Source organism: Paenibacillus sp. FSL R7-0189 (genome assembly GCF_037969925.1).
GTDB lineage: Bacteria > Bacillota > Bacilli > Paenibacillales > Paenibacillaceae > Paenibacillus_AQ > Paenibacillus_AQ odorifer.
Genome location: NZ_CP150223.1, coordinates 2,136,846 through 2,155,828, shown reverse-complemented (window position 1 = coordinate 2,155,828; position 18,983 = coordinate 2,136,846). Strand labels below are relative to the sequence as shown.

Here is an 18,983-nt window from a genome sequence, read left to right as displayed (position 1 = left end):
CCCTCCATGATTTCAAGTATATTTGGCCGCCTTATGGCGGATTATTACTTAATCCCTGTAAGTACAATCCCTTCGACGAACTGTTTCTGGGCTACAGCAAACAGCGTAACGATTGGGACCATAGCTAGAACCGAAGCAACCATTAGCAGATGCCAAGGTGGAATGCGGAACCTCGATGAGGTAAGAGAAGCCATCCCGACGGGTAGCGTGAACTTATCTGATGAGCTTAAGTAAAGCACTGGCGTAAGCAGATCATTCCAGTTGTAGATAAAAGCAAAGATAGCTACGGTTGCAAGTGCAGGTTTGGAGAGTGGGATTGCTATGGTAGCCCACATTCGTATTTCGCCACAGCCATCAATGCGTCCGGCATCAAACAGCTCTTCAGGCAATGTAGAGAAGAATTGGCGCAGCAGAAAAATATTATAGGCAGAGCCGAAGAAAGCAGGCACGATTAAGGGTAAAAAGGTATCGATCCAGTTCATTTGCGAAAAGAGTACAAATTGCGGAATCATAATGGCTGGATAGGGTAACATCATGGTGCTAAGCAGCAGGATGAACCACACCTGATTACCTGTACCTCTGAATCTGGCGAATCCATAAGCGACTAGCGCCGAAGAAATCAAGGTTCCCACAACACTAAAGCCGGCGATAATCAGACTGTTTTTATAAAGTGTACCGAACTGCAGGGTATCAAATATTTCTGTGTAATTGCTCCACTGCCAGCTCTCCGGAAGAAAGGTGGGTGGGAACTTCAGCATCTCACGTTTGGACTTAAGTGAAGTGGAGACCATGAAGAACAAAGGAAGCAGCATCAGAAATGTTGTAACTACTAAAGTAATAAAGCTGAAAATCTTAACAGGCTCCGCTTTCCGGCGGCGTTTTGTTCCTTTAGTCCGGGGGTTTAGCGCTCTGACTGTACTCATTTGCGTCCGCCTCCTTCATAGTGAACATAACGGTTAGACAATTTCATAATTAGTGCGGTGCACAGCATAACTACGATAAGGAGCACCCATGCCAAGGCTGAGGAATAACCGGCACGATATTCTTTGAAGGCGCTGGTGTAGAGATTATAGACATAGAACCAGGTAGAGTAATTCGGCCCCCCTTGAGTCATGACAAAAGCTTGGGTAAAGACTTGGAAGGAATCGATCAGTCCCATAATTAGTTGAAAGAGCAACACGGGAGAGATCATCGGTAAGGTAATGTTCAGGAAGATTCTGAAGCGCCCTGCACCGTCAAGGTTAGCGGCTTCGATCAAGCTTGCCGGTACGCCTTGCAGACCTGCGAGGAATAAAATCATTCCTGAACCTGCTGTCCAGAAGGTCATGATGATCAAGGCATATAGCGCAGTGTCTGGGTTCATCAGCCAAGCCGGTCCATGAATACCGAACCAGGAAAGGATGTAATTGAAGAGCCCGATCTGCGGGTTGAAGATCCAGTACCACAGCAGGGACATGGCCACGCCGGATACCATGCTTGGAAAATACATTGCTGTTCTGAAAAAGCCGCGTAGAGGTATGGTCTGGTGGAGCAATAGCGCAAAGCCAAGACCGAGCGCAAGCTGGATAGGTACACCGATGAAGGTATATCTCAACGTGACAACCACCGATTTCCAGAACAGGTCATTGTGAAACATCTCTTTGTAGTTAGCGAGCCCGATAAATTTAGGTGGGTGTATGATGTCATAATCAGTAAAGCTGAAGTAAAGCGATGATAAGATAGGATACAGGGCGAATACTAGGAAGCCGATAATCCAAGGAGAAATGAACAGATACATGTAGAACGTCTGCCGCCTGTTCTCGCGATTGATCATGACACACCAACCTCTCGTTTTAAAAGTATAAGCGCTTTAACTTTTGATCATACTAACACTATTAATTAGCAGTAATAGTAGGTGAAAAGTTATTAAAGTTTAACCGCTTTAACTTTTTGATTCGCTTTAATAAGCTTATCATAGAGGATGATCACTAAATAATCAACACTTATTTTAACTATAAAAGCGCTATCAGTCATTAAACGTAACATATATTCTGCGATTTTTGTGAAAAACGGACCTAAAACAAGATTCGAGGGATGGATGTGTTAACTATTATAACGTAATATTATTATTTTTTATTAATATTTCTCATGCTATGATTAGGCTTGGTCATATTTTGTTAGAAATGAGGAAACTGAATGACGACTAGACCTTACTTAAAAATGATCCAGCATTCTGTTACAGCCTCAGGGATTGGCTTTGAGGAAATTACACCGAATTTCGTATATAGAGCGACAGATGGAGTGAAATCATTTGTGATGGTAGACGCTGAAATCGGACTAAATAACAGTGCTTCTACGATCATTGCCATGAGTAAATCTCTAACTTATGATGTTTTGCATAAGGCGAATATCCCAGCCGTAGAACATATTTATTTGCCGCATCCAGACTCCAAATTTAGCAATTTGAATCCATATCCATTGGCTGAGCGTTATTTCCAAGCGTGCAATGGGGAGGTAGTTATGAAGCAGGATAACGGGGCGCAGGGAAATCATGTGTACAAAATCAATGAGATAGCCGATCTGCATGAAAAGCTGGATTTATTATTTTCTTTACAGCTTAATGGGGCAATAGGTCCTTATTATGAAGCGGAGATTGAGTATAGAATTGTAACTTTTAATTATCAGGCGCGTGTATTCCTTGGCAAAAAAAGAGTTCGTTCGTGGAAGCATAATTTGATTAACGGGGCTGTTACGATTGAGGTGAAAGATCAGGCCAAACAAGAGGCGCTGGCGGAGCTTGCCTCCCGGACCTCTAAAGCGCTGGGCCTTGATTTCTGCTCAGTAGATATCTTAGAGACAAATCAAGGCTTGATGGTGATTGAGGTTAACCATAAGGTGATGTTAGATGAATATTGCAAGCAAAATCCAAGTGAAGTACCTGGCCTCTCAGACCTTTACAGGGAAGTTATTCTTCAGCGTATGAATCAGTTATAAGCCGATATTCAGCAGCGATTGCCCGAATAATCTTTTGGCATTTCCGATTAGAGTTTGCGTACCCACGATTACAATAATCTCCGAAGGTGATTGTTCTTTAAGATACGTAAGAGCATCCTCTAAACAAGGGAATTCGGAACTTTTTTTGAGAAAACTTTTGGCGATTAGCAGGGCATCCGTAGGGAAAATTAGATGGCTTATATCGGGTTTGGTTACGATTAGTTGATCCGAGACTGTGCTCATGACTTCGATGACCCCTGTGTAATCTTTATCCTTAGGGACACCGATGATGGATGTGACGGTACGGCTGCGCTCAGGATTCACTAATTGAATAAGTTCAGCCAGATAGCTTGCAGAATCTCTATGAATAGCTCCGTCAATAATCGTCAGCGGGTCATGATAGATAACTTCACAACGCCCCGGCCATTGTAATTGTTCAAAACAGTGGTGTACGATCTCCTGATCCAAGGGTCCCCCTGTAATCTCTTCACAAAGTGACACTGCGCTAGCAGCATTGACCGCTTGAAACTGTCCCAATAGCGGGAGGGTCAAGGATGGATAAATGGCTTGCTTCGTCCGGACATCAAAAGTAGTCCCGATAGAAGTGGTTGTGATAGATTCAGCTAAAAACTGTTCTTCATAATATTGCACAGGGTTGGAGGAGAGGTTGTCCTTCATGATCGCAAGAACTCCCGATTTCTGTTTGCTAACATAGACATTTGTTGTGTTGTTTTTGACAATCCCCAGCTTGTGCAGTGTAATGCTGCTCAGATCAGGTCCCAAATGGGCTACATGCTCTTCCATAATTGGGGTAATGACAGCCCAGTCATTGCTCAGGACATTGGTGTCATCAAACCTTCCCCCTCTACCGCATTCAATCACATTGATATCTGTACCCTTCTCCTTAAAGTACAAAGCCGCAATAGCCAAAGCAACCCCAACCGGACCTTGATATTCGTCAGCAGCAAGCTGCTCCTCAATCTGGTGGAAGCCCCCGCGAATTACATTACCTAATCGTACAAAATCTTCGGTGGCTATTGCCTGCCCATTGACCCGGATTCTTTCGTTGAAATCCACCAGGTGAGGGGAGGTGAATAACCCCACTTTATATCCCAAGTGACTTAACAGAGAGGAGATAAATCTAGAGGTGGAGCCTTTACCTTTACTGCCTGTGACCAGTATGTATTTTTGATTACGATCCGGACTTCCAACTGCATCCAGTAATACTCTGGTTAACTCCGGTTTTCTAACTTCTTCATCCAAAGTTTGTGTAATGTTGTTAATGGCTCTTAGATAAGAGCTGTAGATCATATCTTCAACTTGGGATTGTGAAGTGAATTCCACGGAAATCCCTCCATTTAATTAATTTTGGCGCGTTCCTCAGATAGTGTTGTGTAGATGATAATCGGAAGTAACACAAGAGAAATGATGACGGTCAGAGCGATGCTCCAGTTCAAATCTTTATATAGCTGTACTATGGTGAACAACAAAGCGATAACAGGTAAGACCAATTTGTTTAAGTGCTTTAGGAATAAGGAGTACATACTTCTTTTTACGGTAACTGATGTGCCGATGCTTGGAATTTCTAACTCGTTACGCGATAAGGCGGTGATTCCGATAAATAAGTGGCTGTCGATAAATTTAAGCTGCTCATTATCCGCATGAAGCTTGACCGACTGGGCAATATGCTCCGTATCGATGTCTAAGATGGGGATGGTGATTTGTTTTGAATTATAGGAGATCACGATCTGATCTGTTTCTTCCATGCCTAGCAGTTTTCTAACATTCGGATGAATTCTGCATAAGTTCTGGTGCTCATCAAAAGGGTAAGGATGGCCCACTCTGAGGGTGAGATCTCTTTTGCCAATAAAAAAGTTCCCTAATGCACTTAAGGGCCGTTGGATCAGTTGATTGATAAGTTTATGTATGCCTGGCTTGGGTTGAGAACGCGTCCTAGCGCGAGTAATGATTAATGGGTCATGCCCCTCGGAATGGGTTTCCAGCAATAACATGATGTATCTGTTGAAGTAAAGGGTATTCGGTTTGGCTGTGCTATCTTCTCGTAAAGTTAGGTTTACCCGGAAGCCATTTTTGGGATTGATAAGTTCTACTTGATTCGTATATTTACGGACGAGTGCTGGACAGGCTTTTACATAGGGTTTGGCAATCTCGTCCACTTTAGGAATTCCCCGAAGAACTGTGTCGTATTCTGGCTTCGTTATAGTTAATCCTGTAGTGAGGCAGTCCCCAAGCTTGTCCTTTGCCCGCTTGGATAATTGGATTGAACCTCTTGGCACCTCATCTGCCGATAAAATTAAACAGCTGACTTTCACACCATTCTCTGCTGTAAGATCAACGAAGATATGCTGGACTAAACCTAATTCCTTTAACTCTTCAGAGTTCATTGTGATTTCTTCACGAGGTTGAAGGCTTTGTTTGTCTAGAATAGTAAAGGTTTGCTCGATAATAATGTCAGACACCGCCCAATAGTTTAATGATTTGTTCAAGGGAATGAATGGTTTTTTGGAATAAATCAAACGCATTCGGGTTACGATAATTTCGATTAATTTCAATTTGAATACTTTGAACTAACAATTCTTTAGCGCAATATGAAGTAATCGTTCCAGGATGGGATGCGGAAAATGTATGATTTTGTCGAACTTTGGTAATACCATTATTGTTAAAGATGCCTACGACGTCATTTAAATTATTTTCTCGTATAGAGGTTCCGTACAGAGTCCCTAGATCAATATCAAACTCCCGAAGTTTGGAAGCCCCGTGCAGATCGATCACAAACTGAATGCGATGTTCTTTGACAAGCGCTCGTAGCGCAGCCTTATATTCTCCGCCTAAGATGTAATTTGGGTCTTCTTTGGAGAAGCTCTTTGAATAAATACAGTAGCAATTAGTGAGCTTTTGTAACAAGAGGGCAAGGGAGCCTGTATACATGTCAGCTGGTTTTACAGCATGTTCTCGAAAATGGTTAATGGCATGTGGAGCTGAGACAAGTACAGGAAGGGAGCCTTCTACAATCGAGTAGGAGGGATCTACCCCGATATCGCCAAAATAATTATTATTGGAGAATTGTAGCTCATACTGTTCGATCAGAGATAAAATATGCAATCACCTATTCATAGTTATTTAATGGGTCGTTAACCATTAGTATGTCCTAAGCATTCACCATTCATGAATAAGGATGAATCTATTATAACGCTTGCAAGGTTTGCCGTGGGCAGTTTTTCCATAAAATGATTCTAAAAGATTAGCTATTGAAAAGTTCAAAATGGTGTGCTAATATTTCAATTGAAAACGTTACCGATAAGGATACCGATAAGGATACCAAAAAGTAGGCTGGGGATTACTTAAGCAAATGAAAACGCTGACATAATTTTCACTGAGAGCATCGGAACGTCTTCATGCGAAGTAATCTAATAAAAAGTACGAGGGGGAAGAAGAATGAAGAATATCAAAAAATATTTAGGGCTCATGTTAGTAATGTCTATGGTTGTTGTCTTAGCGGCAGGATGTGGGAATAAAGAAAATAATTCTGCATCCAATGATGGAAACGCTACATCTGGTAAAAAAGGGTCAGTTTATTTCTTGAACTTCAAACCTGAGATTGCAGAAATATATGAAAAGATCGCTAAGGATTACGAAGCAGAAACAGGAGTTAAGGTAAAAGTCGTAACGGCTGCTGCGGGTACTTACGAAACTAAATTGAAATCCGAAATCTCCAAGTCTGAAGCGCCAACTATTTTCCAAATTAACGGACCTGTTGGTTTTCAATCCTGGAAAGATTACACCTTGGATTTGAAAGATACTAAGCTTTACAGCTATCTGTCCGACAAAAGCTTGGCTGTAACTGAAGGTGAAGGCGTGTATGGTATCCCTTACGTAGTTGAAGGATACGGCATCATCTACAACGACGCAATTATGAAGAAATACTTCGCTTTGGCTGATAAAGCGGTATCGATCTCCACCACAACTGAGATCAATAACTTCGATACTTTGAAGGCAGTAGTAGAAGATATGACGGCTAAAAAAGACCAACTGGGCATTAAAGGTGTATTCGCCTCCACTTCCCTCGCTGCTGGCGAGCAATGGAGATGGCAGACTCACCTTGCAAACTTGCCGCTGTACTATGAATTCAAAGACAATACTGAGTTTGACAACACCGTTCTTGCGGGTCTAGCTTCTAAAGAAGTTGAATTCAAATACAACGATAAATTTAAAAATATTTTCGATCTGTACATCAAGAACTCTGTAACTAAAGAATCCTTGCTGGGTAGTAAATCCGTAGCTGACTCCATGGCTGAATTTGCACTAGGTAACGCAGCAATGGTTCAAAACGGTAACTGGGCTTGGTCACAAATCAACGATGTTGACGGTAACGTAGTTAAAGCTGAAGAAATCAAATTCTTGCCTGTTTACACCGGTATGGAAGGCGAAGAAAAACAAGGTCTGGCTGTAGGTACAGAAAACTATTTCGCAATCAACAGCAAAGTATCTGCTGAGAACCAACAAGCTTCTATCGCTTTCTTGGAATGGTTGTTCTCCAGTGAAAAAGGTAAAGCTTATGTAACTAACGATCTAGGTTTCATCGCTCCATTCAATACCTTTGAAGACAGCGAAAAACCAGCAGATCCACTTGCTAAAGAAGTATCTGCTTGGATGGAAAAAGATCTTACTTCTGTAGCTTGGACATTCGCAGCATTCCCAAGTGAAGAATTCAAAAACGTCTTTGGTGATGCCCTCTTGCAATACGCTCAAGGAAACAAAACTTGGGATGAAGTTGTAACCATCTTCAAGGACACTTGGAAGGCTGAAAAAGCAAAATAATAAATGCATGGAAAGATGCTTGAATAACTCTCAGTTGTCATACAGATAAAAGCTTAGTGCCACTGGGCTCCCTCGGGATTCAGTGGCACTAAGCAACAATTTGAGTGGATCTTGCTACGTTTCATCATTTTCCATACTGAGATAGGAGAAGACTCCATGGAAAAATCGATAAAAAAATATTTTGCTCTTTTTGCATTACCGACCATAATAGCCTTTGGAATTGCATTTGTGATCCCTTTTCTTTTGGGTATATATTTGTCTTTTACAGAGTTTACTACAGTCAATGATGCAACATGGATAGGGTTTGGCAATTACGCTAAAGCTTTTTCGAATCAAGAGTTTCTAAATGCATTAGGTTTTACCGTTAAATTCACAGTTTTATCTGTTCTTACTATTAATGTGTTCGCCTTCATCTTGGCGATGTTGTTAACTAGAAAGCTAAAAGGTACCAACGTATTTAGAACGATCTTCTTTATGCCTAACTTGATAGGCGGTATCGTATTAGGATACATCTGGCAGTTGATTTTTAATGGGATTTTGTACAAATTTGGTGTCACTTTGACCTCTGATGCAACGTACGGATTTTGGGGACTAATCGTTCTTATGAATTGGCAATTGATAGGGTACATGATGATTATCTATGTTGCAGGTATTCAGAATGTTCCTAAAGATATAGTAGAAGCCGCAAGAATTGATGGAGCTTCACGTTCTAAGATTTTGCGTAATGTGACTATTCCACTCGTAATGCCGTCCATTACTATTTGTTTATTCTTAACCTTATCCAATTCATTTAAATTGTTTGACCAGAACTTAGCATTAACCGCTGGTGCTCCGTCTAAGCAGACCTCCATGTTAGCACTGGACATCTACAATACATTCTACGGAAAATCAGGATGGGAAGGTGTCGGTCAAGCGAAAGCCGTCGTATTCTTTGCTTTAGTAGCCTTAATCGCCTTAATACAACTTGTCATTACTAGAAGAAAGGAGGTTGAGAACTAATGCAAAAGACTAGAGCAAAAGATTATTCCATATTCACCATTTTGTTGGTCTTGGCCATTGCGTTCTTATCTCCTATTTTTATTGTTCTGATGAACTCCTTCAAGGGTAAGTTCTACATTAGTGATACGCCGTTCTTATTCCCTAATGAGACTACATTTGTTGGTTTAAAGAACTATACTAGTGGTGTAGCAAAGATTGATTTTTTCAGTGCCTTCGGAATGTCCTTGTTTATCACGGTATGCTCGGTGGCTGTGATCGTGTTATTTACTTCCATGACTGCATGGTACATTACCCGGGTGAAGTCCAAATTCACAGGTATGATGTATTATGCGTTTGTATTCTCGATGATCGTGCCTTTCCAAATGGTTATGTTCACAATGACTAAGACTGCAAACGTGCTGCATCTCGACAATCCGATTGGGATTATCTTAATCTATTTAGGGTTTGGATCAGGGCTGTCTGTGTTTATGTTTAGCGGATTTGTGAAGTCTATCCCGCTTGAAGTTGAAGAAGCGGTAATGATTGATGGCTGTAATCCACCTCAGGCCTTCTTTAAAGTGGTATTGCCCATCCTGAAACCTATTGCTGTAACTGTAGCTATCCTTAATGTAATGTGGGTATGGAACGACTTCCTATTGCCAGACCTGCTGATTGGTACAGAATATAAAACGATTCCTATTGCGATCCAGTACCTAAAAGGTGGATACGGATCGATTGACATGGGAGCTATGATGGCGATGCTGGTCTTAGCTATTGTGCCAATCATCATTTTCTACCTGACTTGTCAAAAGTACATCATCGAAGGTGTCGTTGCAGGTGCGGTTAAGGGTTAAGCTTGATCTACCTCGTTAAATAAATTAATATTCATGTAAGAAGCGAGTAGGGTGTTTTTCTTGATGGGTGACCATCAGGAATCCCCTGCTTTCTTATTTTGACTATGAAGTTGAATAAGGATTAAGGAGTTTGATAGATACTAACAAGTAAAGGATAGATAGAAATGGAGAGACTGACTATTATAGACATCGCCAAATTATGCGGTGTTGGCGTGACTACTGTATCAAGGGCTATTAACAATCATCCGGATATTAATGAAGAAACAAAAGCGATGGTTATGAGGGTTATCAAAGAAAATCATTATGTTCCGAACAACAGTGCAAGAAATTTAAAACGTTCTGATTCGAAAACGATTGCAGTATTGATTAAAGGGATATCCAATCCATTTTTTAGCCCGATGATCAAAGTGTTCGAAAAAGAGATTCAACGCAAGAAATACTCCTTCATCCTACAACGAGTTGATGAGAATCAAGATGAGATCGAAGTGGCGATTGAGCTGGAGAAAGAAAAACGGTTGAAGGGAATTGTCTTCTTAGGGGGGTTATTCTCACACTCTCAAGAGAAATTACAGCAATTAACGGTTCCATTTGTCCTTAGTACGATTGGGATGACGGAAGAGTTTGATTTGAGCGACTATTCCTCTGTATCTGTAGATGACTTTAATGAGAGTTATAAAATTGTCGACTATCTATGTAATCTAGGGCATGAGAAAATCGCGGTCATTACTGCACCAGAAGAAGATGTAAGTATCGGTAAGTTGAGATATGAAGGGTATAAAAAGGCTTTAGCTGATCATGGAATCGCTTATAATGAACGGCTAGTGCGGCGGATGAAAGAAGATATCGACAGTTACAGTATGGAAAATGGGTATGCGGTTACAAAAGAATTGCTAGAGTTAGGAGAAGAGTTCAGCGCTATTTTCACCTTATCAGATAGTATGGCTATCGGCGCCTGTAAGGCGATATTTGAAGCGGGCAAGCGAGTCCCGGAAGATTACTCGGTTGCTGGTTATGACGGATTGGATATTTCCTTCTATTATAATCCTTCTATTACTACCATCAAACAGCCGGTAGTAGAGATTGCGGAAGCGACGATTAAGATTCTTTTTGATCTCATCAATAAGAAGGTTAATCATGCGCATCAGATTTTCCCGGCAGAATTAATAGTTAGAGAATCTACGAGGTCTTTATTGTAGTTTCAACAAGTGAGTATGTTTAAGTTTATTTACGAATCGGGGTGGGGAGATAGAACCGCAAGAGATTAAACCTAACGATATCAACAGCATCACACGGTTTCTCACCGCATTTGGTGATCCTACTCGGATTCGGATTGTTACGTTATTAGGGAATAAAGGTCGGCTGAATGTTGGGGAAATTGCAGGTGAATTCGAAATAAGCAGGCCAGCGATTTCACATCATCTCAAAATCCTACGGGATGCCCGCATTGTTGACCATAAAAAGAGAGGCCAGGAAGTCTATTACTGGCTGGCGCGTGAACGGCTAGCAACAAACTTTAGGGCGCTTGCTGATTTGGCAACGTCGTTTAATCATGGGGACTAAGCCATCTCAAGGGAATGGTTCAGTCCCATTTTAGGATAACCAGGCATTTACCATATCCGAGACGGGTTTATAGATAAATATCATCCATCCCAGTGGGTTAGAGAACGAAATATGTAACGCATTAATAAGACTGAAGAAAGTTCCCAGCAACAGAAGAAATGAGAAAATCCACATCTCCTTGATTAATTTTTTCCTCCACATCAGGGGAACTTCAATGGCTGCTATAATGGCTACAACTATGAGAATCACTACTATACCCAATATTCACAACCTCCCAAACCATCTAGTTTCGTGATATTAAGTCTTTGCTCAGTGCTCTTCTGAACATTACTGCGCTTAACAAAACCAAGTGTAGTAATAGGTTAACACTCGATACTCAAAGATTCCACCTACAGATATGCGCCTTGCGATGTTATACATGGTTTTGTTCACTCCAATTCATCACTTCGTCTCTTCTAGGAAAGAGTTAGTCACTTTCCCTAACAGGCGAATCTTAATATCCATCTTTACGCTTATTGGAAGGTTAACAAAGGTCTCATCCCAATTGTTTCGCAGTTTCTTCCACGCCTGCGGGTTAGAACGATGGATGATTTCGCCGAATCCAAAAATATCGCTTTTGTATTCATTCTGTACCTTTTTAATAGTAGTTTTAAATAAATTTTGGACTTTTTTATTGGCGATTTGTTCTAATTCGGTGATAGTTTTTGTGTCTGTCAGTTCTAGATTTCTACACTGAACCTCTCCTATATCTGATTCTATATGTTGCTCAATACTGACTTCTGGTTTGTCACTATGGATGCTGCCTTTCATTTTGGAACGGGCTTCAAATACATCAAGCGAAACCTTTTTACCTTCGGGACATTGGATATAGAAAACAGTGCTCTCAACTTTATTGGTTAAATAGTTATACACTTTTGATTCCTCAGGATTTAGCCAACCAATCAATTTGTCCTCCTTGAATACGGCCAATCCGGAGTATTTCAATTCTGTTGGAGAGTCTACCGTTTCAACATTATCCGGAGTTTCTCCTACATCTAGACTCCCCTCGATGACAACACCTGTTAAGACTGGATTCTTACCCCTACTCACAAGTTCTGTAATTAGTGTTCCTAATGTCACAGTAGATGTAGGTGCCCAATTTTTCTCCGAGCTTTCCAGACTGAAAAACAATCGCACGGCAGGAATCTTTTCAAGACTGGTTAATATTTTCAACGCATCTTCTGCCTTTGCATCCTTTGCTACCACTATAAAATAATCATTTCGCGTATCGGTATCTCTTGACATGAAATCAAGAACATCACTAATTCCCTCTTTAGCCAAATCCTCGCCAAGGACTAGGATTCGTAAATGAGAGATATAAATTTTACGTGGACTAACGGTTGTGATTTTCCTAAGGGCTTCATATACGGTATGCCCCGTCGCTTTGTAAAGGTTGACTGGTGCCTGAGGAGAGCCTCCCTTTGAGCCAGCGATTTGACTGGGTAAGACCACTTGTGCAGAAACTTGATATTGATCTCCAATTTTATCGATACCTATTCCTACAGCAATCGCAAGATCATTTAATTCTCGGCGGCTCCAGCAACCTGTTACAAATATTTGCATGAGAATAAGAACACAAATCAGAAGCGATCTTCGTTTCATGGTTTAATCCTCCGTTAGATCTTTCGGTATTCATGACTCCCAGCCCATCTTTAGCTTCTAGATTTTAAGCCTTTGCTCAGTGCCCTTCGAAACATCCCCACACCTAACAACACCAAGGGTAGAAATAACCCGAAGGTTATAACATAGTACACCCAATAATTATCGAATACTTTGTTGTAATAGGTGTAATTTGGCGCAATAAGAGGTGCTAGTGTAACCAAAATTAATCCTGTGGGTAGAGTTAGCACTCGGTACTCTTTTAGTTTGAATAATTGAGACAACCCCAGAACGAAAGCATAGAAGTATAAGGTAACTTCTATAAACAAGGTTAACATCCAAAGTAGTGCTATCATGGCTTCCACCCGCTCGAAGAAACCACCAACGGATATGCGCCTTGCAATGTTATAACTGGGATAGATATCCCTGGTTGTCAGATCCGGACCCAGCACTAATATGGAAATAGTGATTGTCAGGAAGATAATAATACCGCCTAAGAAACAGCCCTGTAATAAGCCTTTGGTTATCTTTTGTTGTTGGTGTACATAAGGGAGAAACATTAGAAAAACAACCGGTTCTAAAAAGGTGTAAGCCGTAATGGAAATAGACCCTCTCACCACTGGTTTTATGCCATCCTCCAATATGGGCAGTAATCTGACAATCTCCATCTGAGGAATAATTGCGACCGTCAGAATCAGAAATAGGATAATAATCATAGGTGTAAAGATCTCTCCAGCTCTTCCTATGACTTCAATACCTAGTCGTGTAGCCATAATCACGATCACCATGAATAAGATTAAAACAGCCGGAATAGGGGTTCTCGGTAATATTTCGGATGTAACGAACTCACTGAGTTCTCGCATGCTTCCAACGGTGACGATAAGAAAATACATTAAGGTCAAAAGCGATAGAATAGTCCCAATCCATTTTCCAAAAGCCTTTTGAATCACTTCAATAAGCGTTAGTTTGGGGTACAACTTTGCGAACTTGCTGTACATATAGATGGCTAGTAAACCTACGATCATGCCAATTAATGCGGAAATCCAGGCATTTTGTCTGGCGTAGTGTGTAGTGGAAGGGGGGATTACGAGAATGGAGTCCCCGATCGTAAGGAACATAACCAGTATGGTAAGCTGGCGAGTACTTATTTTACCTTTTTCGAGCATGGCTTTGTTCACTCCAATTTATCACTTCATAGGTCAAGGTTTCAGGGGCTATTCCTCTGTGAGATCTCCCGGTTTTTCCGGTGGTGTGCTCTTTTCCCGAACGATATTTTTTTTATTGATTAGCTTAGGGCGGGTAAACATAGCCCAATGCGGCATTCGGAAAAAGGTGTCCTTTTGATCGGCGAGATTATAGGGAGCAAATGGGCTCAAATAAGGAACGCCAAAGGAACGTAAGCTGCACATGTGAAGAACTATCGCAATAACCCCGATGATGATTCCGAACAAACCAAAAGATGCAGCAAGGAACATCATCGGGAAACGGAGCATTCTGATGGTCAGGGCAAGATCGAAGGATGGCAGCACAAAGCTGGAGATAGCAGTAATAGCGACGACAATAAGCATGGCAGCAGAAACAATGCCGGCATCAACTGCCGCAGTCCCAATCACCAGGGTGCCTACAATGGATACAGATTGGGCTATGGTTTGAGGCATTCGTACACTCGCTTCCCTTATAATCTCGAAGGCAAGCTCCATTAAGAGTGCTTCAATAAATGCTGGAAGCGGTACGCCCTCCCGTTGTGCAGCTAGACTGATCAGCAGGGTTGTGGGCAGCATCTCCTGATGAAAGGTAGTAATAGCTACATACAAAGATGGGGCTAGTAGTGAAATGAAAATACTGAAGTATCTAAGCATCCGTACTAAGGTGCTGACATCGGCACGTTGATAATAATCTTCCGCTGTCTGCATGAAGGAAACGAATAAGGTAGGCACCGTCATTACTATAGGAGTCCCATCTACTAATATGGCTACTTTTCCTTCCATAAGAGCAGCAGCTATAACGTCAGGACGTTCCGTATGATGGATGGTTGGAAATGGGGTATAGGTTTCATCCTCGATTAATTCTTCGATATAGCCACTTTCCAGGATACCGTCAATGTCGATCCGATCTAAACGTGAGTGTACTTCTTGCAGAATCTCATCACTAACAATGCCATTGATGTACATGAGGGCTACGTCTGTCTGTGTTACACGTCCAATTTGCTGTGTTTCTAACCAAAGATTGGGGTCTTTTATTTTCCGCCGGATTAATGCGGTATTCGTGCGTAAGCTTTCTGTGAAGGCTTCCTTTGGTCCACGAATCACCGTTTCAGTGGCACTTTCCGTTACGCCACGGTCTTTCCAGTCACGCATGCCTATGGTGAACCCTTTGGTATATCCATTGAGTAAGAGGATCACATCTCCGGATAATAGAGAGGTGAATAAAGAATTGAACTCCGTCGCATCTTTAATATCCCCTACAGTGAGCATGTGATCTTTTAATAATTGATAGTTGGCTGTTTGTGTATCAAGACTTGGATCTGGAAGTTCTAAGATTAGTGATTCCAGAATGAAATCCTGAATAGCTTTACTATCCGCCAATCCATCTGTATAGAAAATAGCTGCTTTAATCTGGTGTTTGGAACCAATAAAGAATTCTCTAATCACAAGATCTGTACTATTGCCGAGTGTTGTTTTTATATATTGAATATTATCTTGAAGTTTTTCTTTAATAGGTTCCTTAGGTAATTCTTTAGTGGGGTTGGGGTGCCCTAATGAAGGGTTCTTAAAAACTTTTGTTATTGTTCTGTTCAGAAATCCCATAGTTGTTATCCCTCTTCCGCTGGTGCTGTAAATATAGCTATTACCATAATGAGGTGGGATTATTCTGAACCATAGATGGGTTCATACACACCAAAAAAGCCGCAGAGAGATTCTCTGCAGCTAGCTAGAAGCGCTTAATTAAGACTTTAAGACGTCCAATCGTTATATAAATGCTTCTCCGTTAGGATGGACAACAACTGAATACCAACCTCATTATGGCCACCTTCAGGGATGATCAGGTCAGCGTATTTTTTGGATGGTTCGATAAACGCTTCATGCATAGGTTTAACTGTACTCAAATATTGATGATGGATCGACTGGATGCTCCGTCCACGTTCTTCAATATCTCTAAGGACCCGGCGGAGAATACGCACATCAGGATCGGCATCCACGAATACCTTGATGTCGAGCATTTCACGGAGATTCTCGTCAGAAAGGACGTGGAGTCCCTCAATGATTACAATATTGTTTGGCTTCAGTTCTACCGTCTCTGTAGTGGAGCGGGCATGGACTGTAAAGTCATACACGGGAGCGAATGCGGTCTGTTCTTCACGCAGAGATTTAAGATGCTCAATGAGCAGCTCGTTATCGAAAGCGAAAGGATGATCGTAATTAATGGATTCACGTTCAGCAAAGCTGAGATGTGAGTGATCCTTATAGTAGTTATCTTGAGATATGAAAGTTACCTTTCCCGTTCCAAGACGGTCAATGACGGAGCGGGCTACGGTTGTTTTTCCCGAGCCGGTGCCGCCGGCGATACCAATAATGAGCATGTGATTCAATAACCCTCCCTAAGATTGCCGTTGCAATTCCAATATTGTAGCACAGCGCTCATGTTTTTTCACCTTAGATCGGGTAAAATTAAGATGGGATTTTTGGAAATTCGTCTATATTAGGGACAAGGCAAATCCGGAAGGGGTTATTCAACGAATGAACGGAAAAAAATCAGTACAAGAGGCTTTTAATGAAACGGCCTATCGAATCGCAGGGAACGGGAATAGAGATGTGCAAGTGTTGAAAGAAGCCTTGGCAGCCGTAGAGAACAGTACGGCATCTGATATCTATGGAACGGGCGAAGTGATTGAAGATTTCCAGACGAAAATGGCGAATATCCTGGGCAAAGAAACCGCAGTTTTCTTTCCGAGCGGAACGATGGCGCAGCAAATCGCTTTAAGAATCTGGTGCGATGAAAAAGAGGTGAAAAAAGTAGCCTATCATCCCTTATGCCACTTGGAGATTCATGAGCAGGATGGCATGAAGGAATTACATCATATTGAGCCTATCTTGCTTGCGGATAAGGACCGATTAATCACTTTGGAGGATGTGGCGAATCTAAAGGAGGATATCGCTTGTCTGTTGCTGGAATTACCCCAGCGCGAGATTGGTGGCCAGCTGCCAGAGTACACGGAGCTTGAAGCTATTTCTGCTCATTGCCGTGCACGCGGCATTAAATTGCATTTGGATGGGGCGAGATTATTTGAGATTCTTCCGTATTACGGGAAGTCAGCAGCTGAAATCTCTGCACTCTTTGATAGTGTGTATATATCCTTTTATAAAGGAATTGGAGGAATCGCTGGGGCAATTCTTGCAGGCAGCGAAGACTTTACGAAGCAATCAAAGATATGGAAACGGCGGCATGGTGGAGACTTAATCAGCTTATATCCGTACATCATTTCTTCTGATTATTATTTCCGGCAAAGAGAGGGCAGGATGCAGCAGTATTATGAAGGCGCGAAGGAGCTTGCTGCTTGGGTTAATCAATGTCACGAAGTAACCACTCTGCCCGCTCAACCTGTCTCCAATATGTTTCACATGCATTTTCAAATGTCTAAGGAACAAATTGAACCGATTCTGTCAGCGGTGTATGAGGCGACAGGAATCGGTTTAAGCGCGGGAATAAGAGCTACCGGGGAACATACTTCTTATTGTGAGATCAGCATTGGAGACAAGTATGCCGACATCCCAAAAGAAAAGCTTAGGGAGTTTTTTCTGCTGCTCGATAAGCTAATGAGCGAATCATCTGCCGAGTAACGTACGGAGTAAGGAGATTTGTAATAATTGTTTTTTAATAAGCTTCATGCGAAACTCATTTTTTAATTGATTGTAGATCAGCGGGCAATGGTTAAGCGCCCAATGGTACATGAATTTAAAGTCTGTAGCATCTTTTGCAGAATTTAATAAATAGTATGAGATCGTATCGTAAGCATTATGGTTGAACCATTCCGTCATTTCCTGTGCGTTATATCCATATTTCTGCACGGCCATATTCTTAATGAGTTTCTTTTCTTCCAGATTCTCAATTAAGAATCCTTGGCTCAGATTAAAGGTGATATTATTCCCGTGTATTCTGTACACGCCGGCAATCACATCAATGAAGCCCGCATCACCTACCAGCAGGGAACGCAAATAGATGGAAGCATCGTTGACCATATTCATATCTAGGATATCCATAGCCATTAAGGCCTCTCGTTTAAAGACAGTAGTTAAAGTAGAGGCGGGTTTTGGATATCCTTTTTTCTCGAAATTCATGAAATAATCGCGTTTCTTAATAATGCTGCTAAGCTGCAGATTGGAGATTTTTAGTTGTTTGGCTTTGGAATACTCCAGGAACACATTCGCAGCTACAAATGATATTTCGGGATGAAGGAGATGGAAGCGAACCGCTTTACTGAAATAATTCATGTCGATCAGATAATCATCATCATCGAGAAAAAGAACATATTCCCCATCACCATGTGCAGCGAAAGCTTTTCGGCGATTATTTCCAGGTCCGCTATTGGTAGCATTGCGCATGTAAATGACCCGTGGTTCCGCCCCAAAGTGTTGCTGCATTAACTCTTCCGTGCCATCTGTAGAACAATCATCAATCACTGTAATCTCTTTATTGGGATAGTCCTGCATTAAGATACTTTGGATCGCTTGGTATAGGAATGCTTTTCTATTATAGGTAGTGATAATGACACTGATCTTGGGGGAATCGGCTAAGGACTGGGCCGTTGGATAGGAAATTTCCGTATCCGAAATGCGGCTTTCCATTTTAACCAACCCCTGAATTAAACCTGCGATATCGCTGGCAACAATGCTGAATTGTTCAGATAAATAGAATTTCAAGGTATCCTCTGAAGCCCTCCCCGTGAGATAAGCATGAATAACCTCAGATAAGGTTTCCAGATAAGGTTTGATTTGTACATTTTGTTCTTGATCTATGATCTGGCGGCATCTTTGCAATAGTTCTGTATCATCTATTTGGATGGTGGGTGAATGGTTTATTTCATCATTTAGGTCATTTAAAAAGACGTAACAGGCTTGCTGCAAAACCTCGCTATGATCCATT

Annotated in this window: 17 protein-coding genes; 6 read left to right on the top strand and 11 right to left on the bottom strand. The window is 41.6% G+C overall.

All coding sequences use genetic code 11. The features are described 5' to 3' along the window. Nucleotides 1-44: 44 nt before the first annotated feature. Together MKY63_RS09220 and MKY63_RS09215 are read right to left on the bottom strand one after the other, a co-directional pair. Nucleotides 45-923 (bottom strand): carbohydrate ABC transporter permease, encoded by an 879-nt coding sequence (locus MKY63_RS09220; RefSeq protein ID WP_339812585.1) that lies wholly within the window; start codon nucleotides 921-923, stop codon nucleotides 45-47. Continuing rightward, on the bottom strand, nucleotides 920-1,813 hold the full coding sequence (locus MKY63_RS09215; protein ID WP_339812583.1) for a sugar ABC transporter permease: 894 nt from the start codon (nucleotides 1,811-1,813) through the stop codon (nucleotides 920-922). Before MKY63_RS09215 ends, MKY63_RS09220 begins: the two co-directional genes overlap by 4 nt. A gap of 362 nt (nucleotides 1,814-2,175) precedes the next feature. On the opposite strand from MKY63_RS09215, the gene MKY63_RS09210 reads away from it, so the two are divergent. Then, nucleotides 2,176-2,973, top strand: coding sequence for a hypothetical protein (locus MKY63_RS09210; protein ID WP_076274139.1), 798 nt, complete (start codon nucleotides 2,176-2,178; stop codon nucleotides 2,971-2,973). Here the strand turns inward: MKY63_RS09210 and MKY63_RS09205 are convergent. Genes MKY63_RS09205 through MKY63_RS09195 form a run of 3 tightly spaced genes read right to left on the bottom strand, consistent with a single transcriptional unit; the run spans nucleotide 2,968 to nucleotide 6,096 of the window. Next, nucleotides 2,968-4,317 (bottom strand): Mur ligase family protein, encoded by a 1,350-nt coding sequence (locus MKY63_RS09205; RefSeq protein ID WP_076101127.1) that lies wholly within the window; start codon nucleotides 4,315-4,317, stop codon nucleotides 2,968-2,970. The two genes, MKY63_RS09210 and MKY63_RS09205, sit on opposite strands and share 6 nt — an antisense overlap. Before the next feature lie 14 nt (nucleotides 4,318-4,331). Next, nucleotides 4,332-5,480 carry a hypothetical protein gene (locus MKY63_RS09200; protein ID WP_339812579.1) on the bottom strand — a complete coding sequence of 383 codons (1,149 nt, stop codon included), beginning with the start codon at nucleotides 5,478-5,480 and terminating at the stop codon, nucleotides 4,332-4,334. After that, on the bottom strand, nucleotides 5,446-6,096 hold the full coding sequence (locus MKY63_RS09195; protein ID WP_052096712.1) for an N-formylglutamate amidohydrolase: 651 nt from the start codon (nucleotides 6,094-6,096) through the stop codon (nucleotides 5,446-5,448). Before MKY63_RS09195 ends, MKY63_RS09200 begins: the two co-directional genes overlap by 35 nt. Nucleotides 6,097-6,429: 333 nt before the next feature. Between MKY63_RS09195 and MKY63_RS09190 the strand changes: the two genes are divergently transcribed. From MKY63_RS09190 to MKY63_RS09175, 4 genes are all read left to right on the top strand, one after another. After that, nucleotides 6,430-7,812 carry an ABC transporter substrate-binding protein gene (locus MKY63_RS09190; protein ID WP_036687237.1) on the top strand — a complete coding sequence of 461 codons (1,383 nt, stop codon included), beginning with the start codon at nucleotides 6,430-6,432 and terminating at the stop codon, nucleotides 7,810-7,812. Nucleotides 7,813-7,968: 156 nt separating this feature from the next. Beyond that, the gene (locus MKY63_RS09185) at nucleotides 7,969-8,811 is read left to right on the top strand and encodes a sugar ABC transporter permease (RefSeq protein ID WP_036687240.1); all 843 of its coding nucleotides are present in this window, start codon (nucleotides 7,969-7,971) and stop codon (nucleotides 8,809-8,811) included. Continuing rightward, complete coding sequence (locus tag MKY63_RS09180) at nucleotides 8,811-9,644, top strand: carbohydrate ABC transporter permease (RefSeq protein ID WP_036687243.1); 834 nt, start codon at nucleotides 8,811-8,813, stop codon at nucleotides 9,642-9,644. Before MKY63_RS09185 ends, MKY63_RS09180 begins: the two co-directional genes overlap by 1 nt. A gap of 164 nt (nucleotides 9,645-9,808) precedes the next feature. Continuing rightward, nucleotides 9,809-10,840: a LacI family DNA-binding transcriptional regulator gene (locus MKY63_RS09175; protein WP_076107316.1), complete on the top strand. Its 1,032-nt coding sequence runs from the start codon at nucleotides 9,809-9,811 to the stop codon at nucleotides 10,838-10,840. 394 nt (nucleotides 10,841-11,234) lie between these two features. Here MKY63_RS09175 and MKY63_RS09170 read toward each other — a convergent pair whose 3' ends face one another. From MKY63_RS09170 to udk, 5 genes are all read right to left on the bottom strand, one after another. Next, nucleotides 11,235-11,465: a hypothetical protein gene (locus tag MKY63_RS09170; protein ID WP_235219548.1), complete on the bottom strand. Its 231-nt coding sequence runs from the start codon at nucleotides 11,463-11,465 to the stop codon at nucleotides 11,235-11,237. A gap of 180 nt (nucleotides 11,466-11,645) precedes the next feature. Further along, nucleotides 11,646-12,845, bottom strand: coding sequence for a Ger(x)C family spore germination protein (locus MKY63_RS09165; protein WP_076274136.1), 1,200 nt, complete (start codon nucleotides 12,843-12,845; stop codon nucleotides 11,646-11,648). Nucleotides 12,846-12,895: 50 nt separating this feature from the next. Beyond that, on the bottom strand, nucleotides 12,896-14,020 hold the full coding sequence (locus MKY63_RS09160; protein ID WP_141240317.1) for an endospore germination permease: 1,125 nt from the start codon (nucleotides 14,018-14,020) through the stop codon (nucleotides 12,896-12,898). Between the two features lie 36 nt (nucleotides 14,021-14,056). Further along, the gene (locus MKY63_RS09155; protein ID WP_076224507.1) at nucleotides 14,057-15,649 is read right to left on the bottom strand and encodes a spore germination protein; all 1,593 of its coding nucleotides are present in this window, start codon (nucleotides 15,647-15,649) and stop codon (nucleotides 14,057-14,059) included. A 146-nt stretch (nucleotides 15,650-15,795) separates the two neighbouring features. Beyond that, entirely contained in the window at nucleotides 15,796-16,422 is a 627-nt protein-coding gene (udk, locus tag MKY63_RS09150) for a uridine kinase (protein WP_036687251.1), read from the bottom strand. 157 nt (nucleotides 16,423-16,579) lie between these two features. On the opposite strand from udk, the gene MKY63_RS09145 reads away from it, so the two are divergent. Further along, nucleotides 16,580-17,680, top strand: a complete 1,101-nt coding sequence (locus tag MKY63_RS09145; RefSeq protein WP_339812574.1) for a beta-eliminating lyase-related protein — start codon at nucleotides 16,580-16,582, stop codon at nucleotides 17,678-17,680. On the opposite strand, the gene MKY63_RS09140 is transcribed toward MKY63_RS09145, so the two are convergent. Then, on the bottom strand, nucleotides 17,666-18,982 hold the full coding sequence (locus MKY63_RS09140; protein ID WP_339812571.1) for a glycosyltransferase family A protein: 1,317 nt from the start codon (nucleotides 18,980-18,982) through the stop codon (nucleotides 17,666-17,668). The genes MKY63_RS09145 and MKY63_RS09140 overlap by 15 nt on opposite strands. Nucleotide 18,983 lies beyond the last annotated feature (1 nt).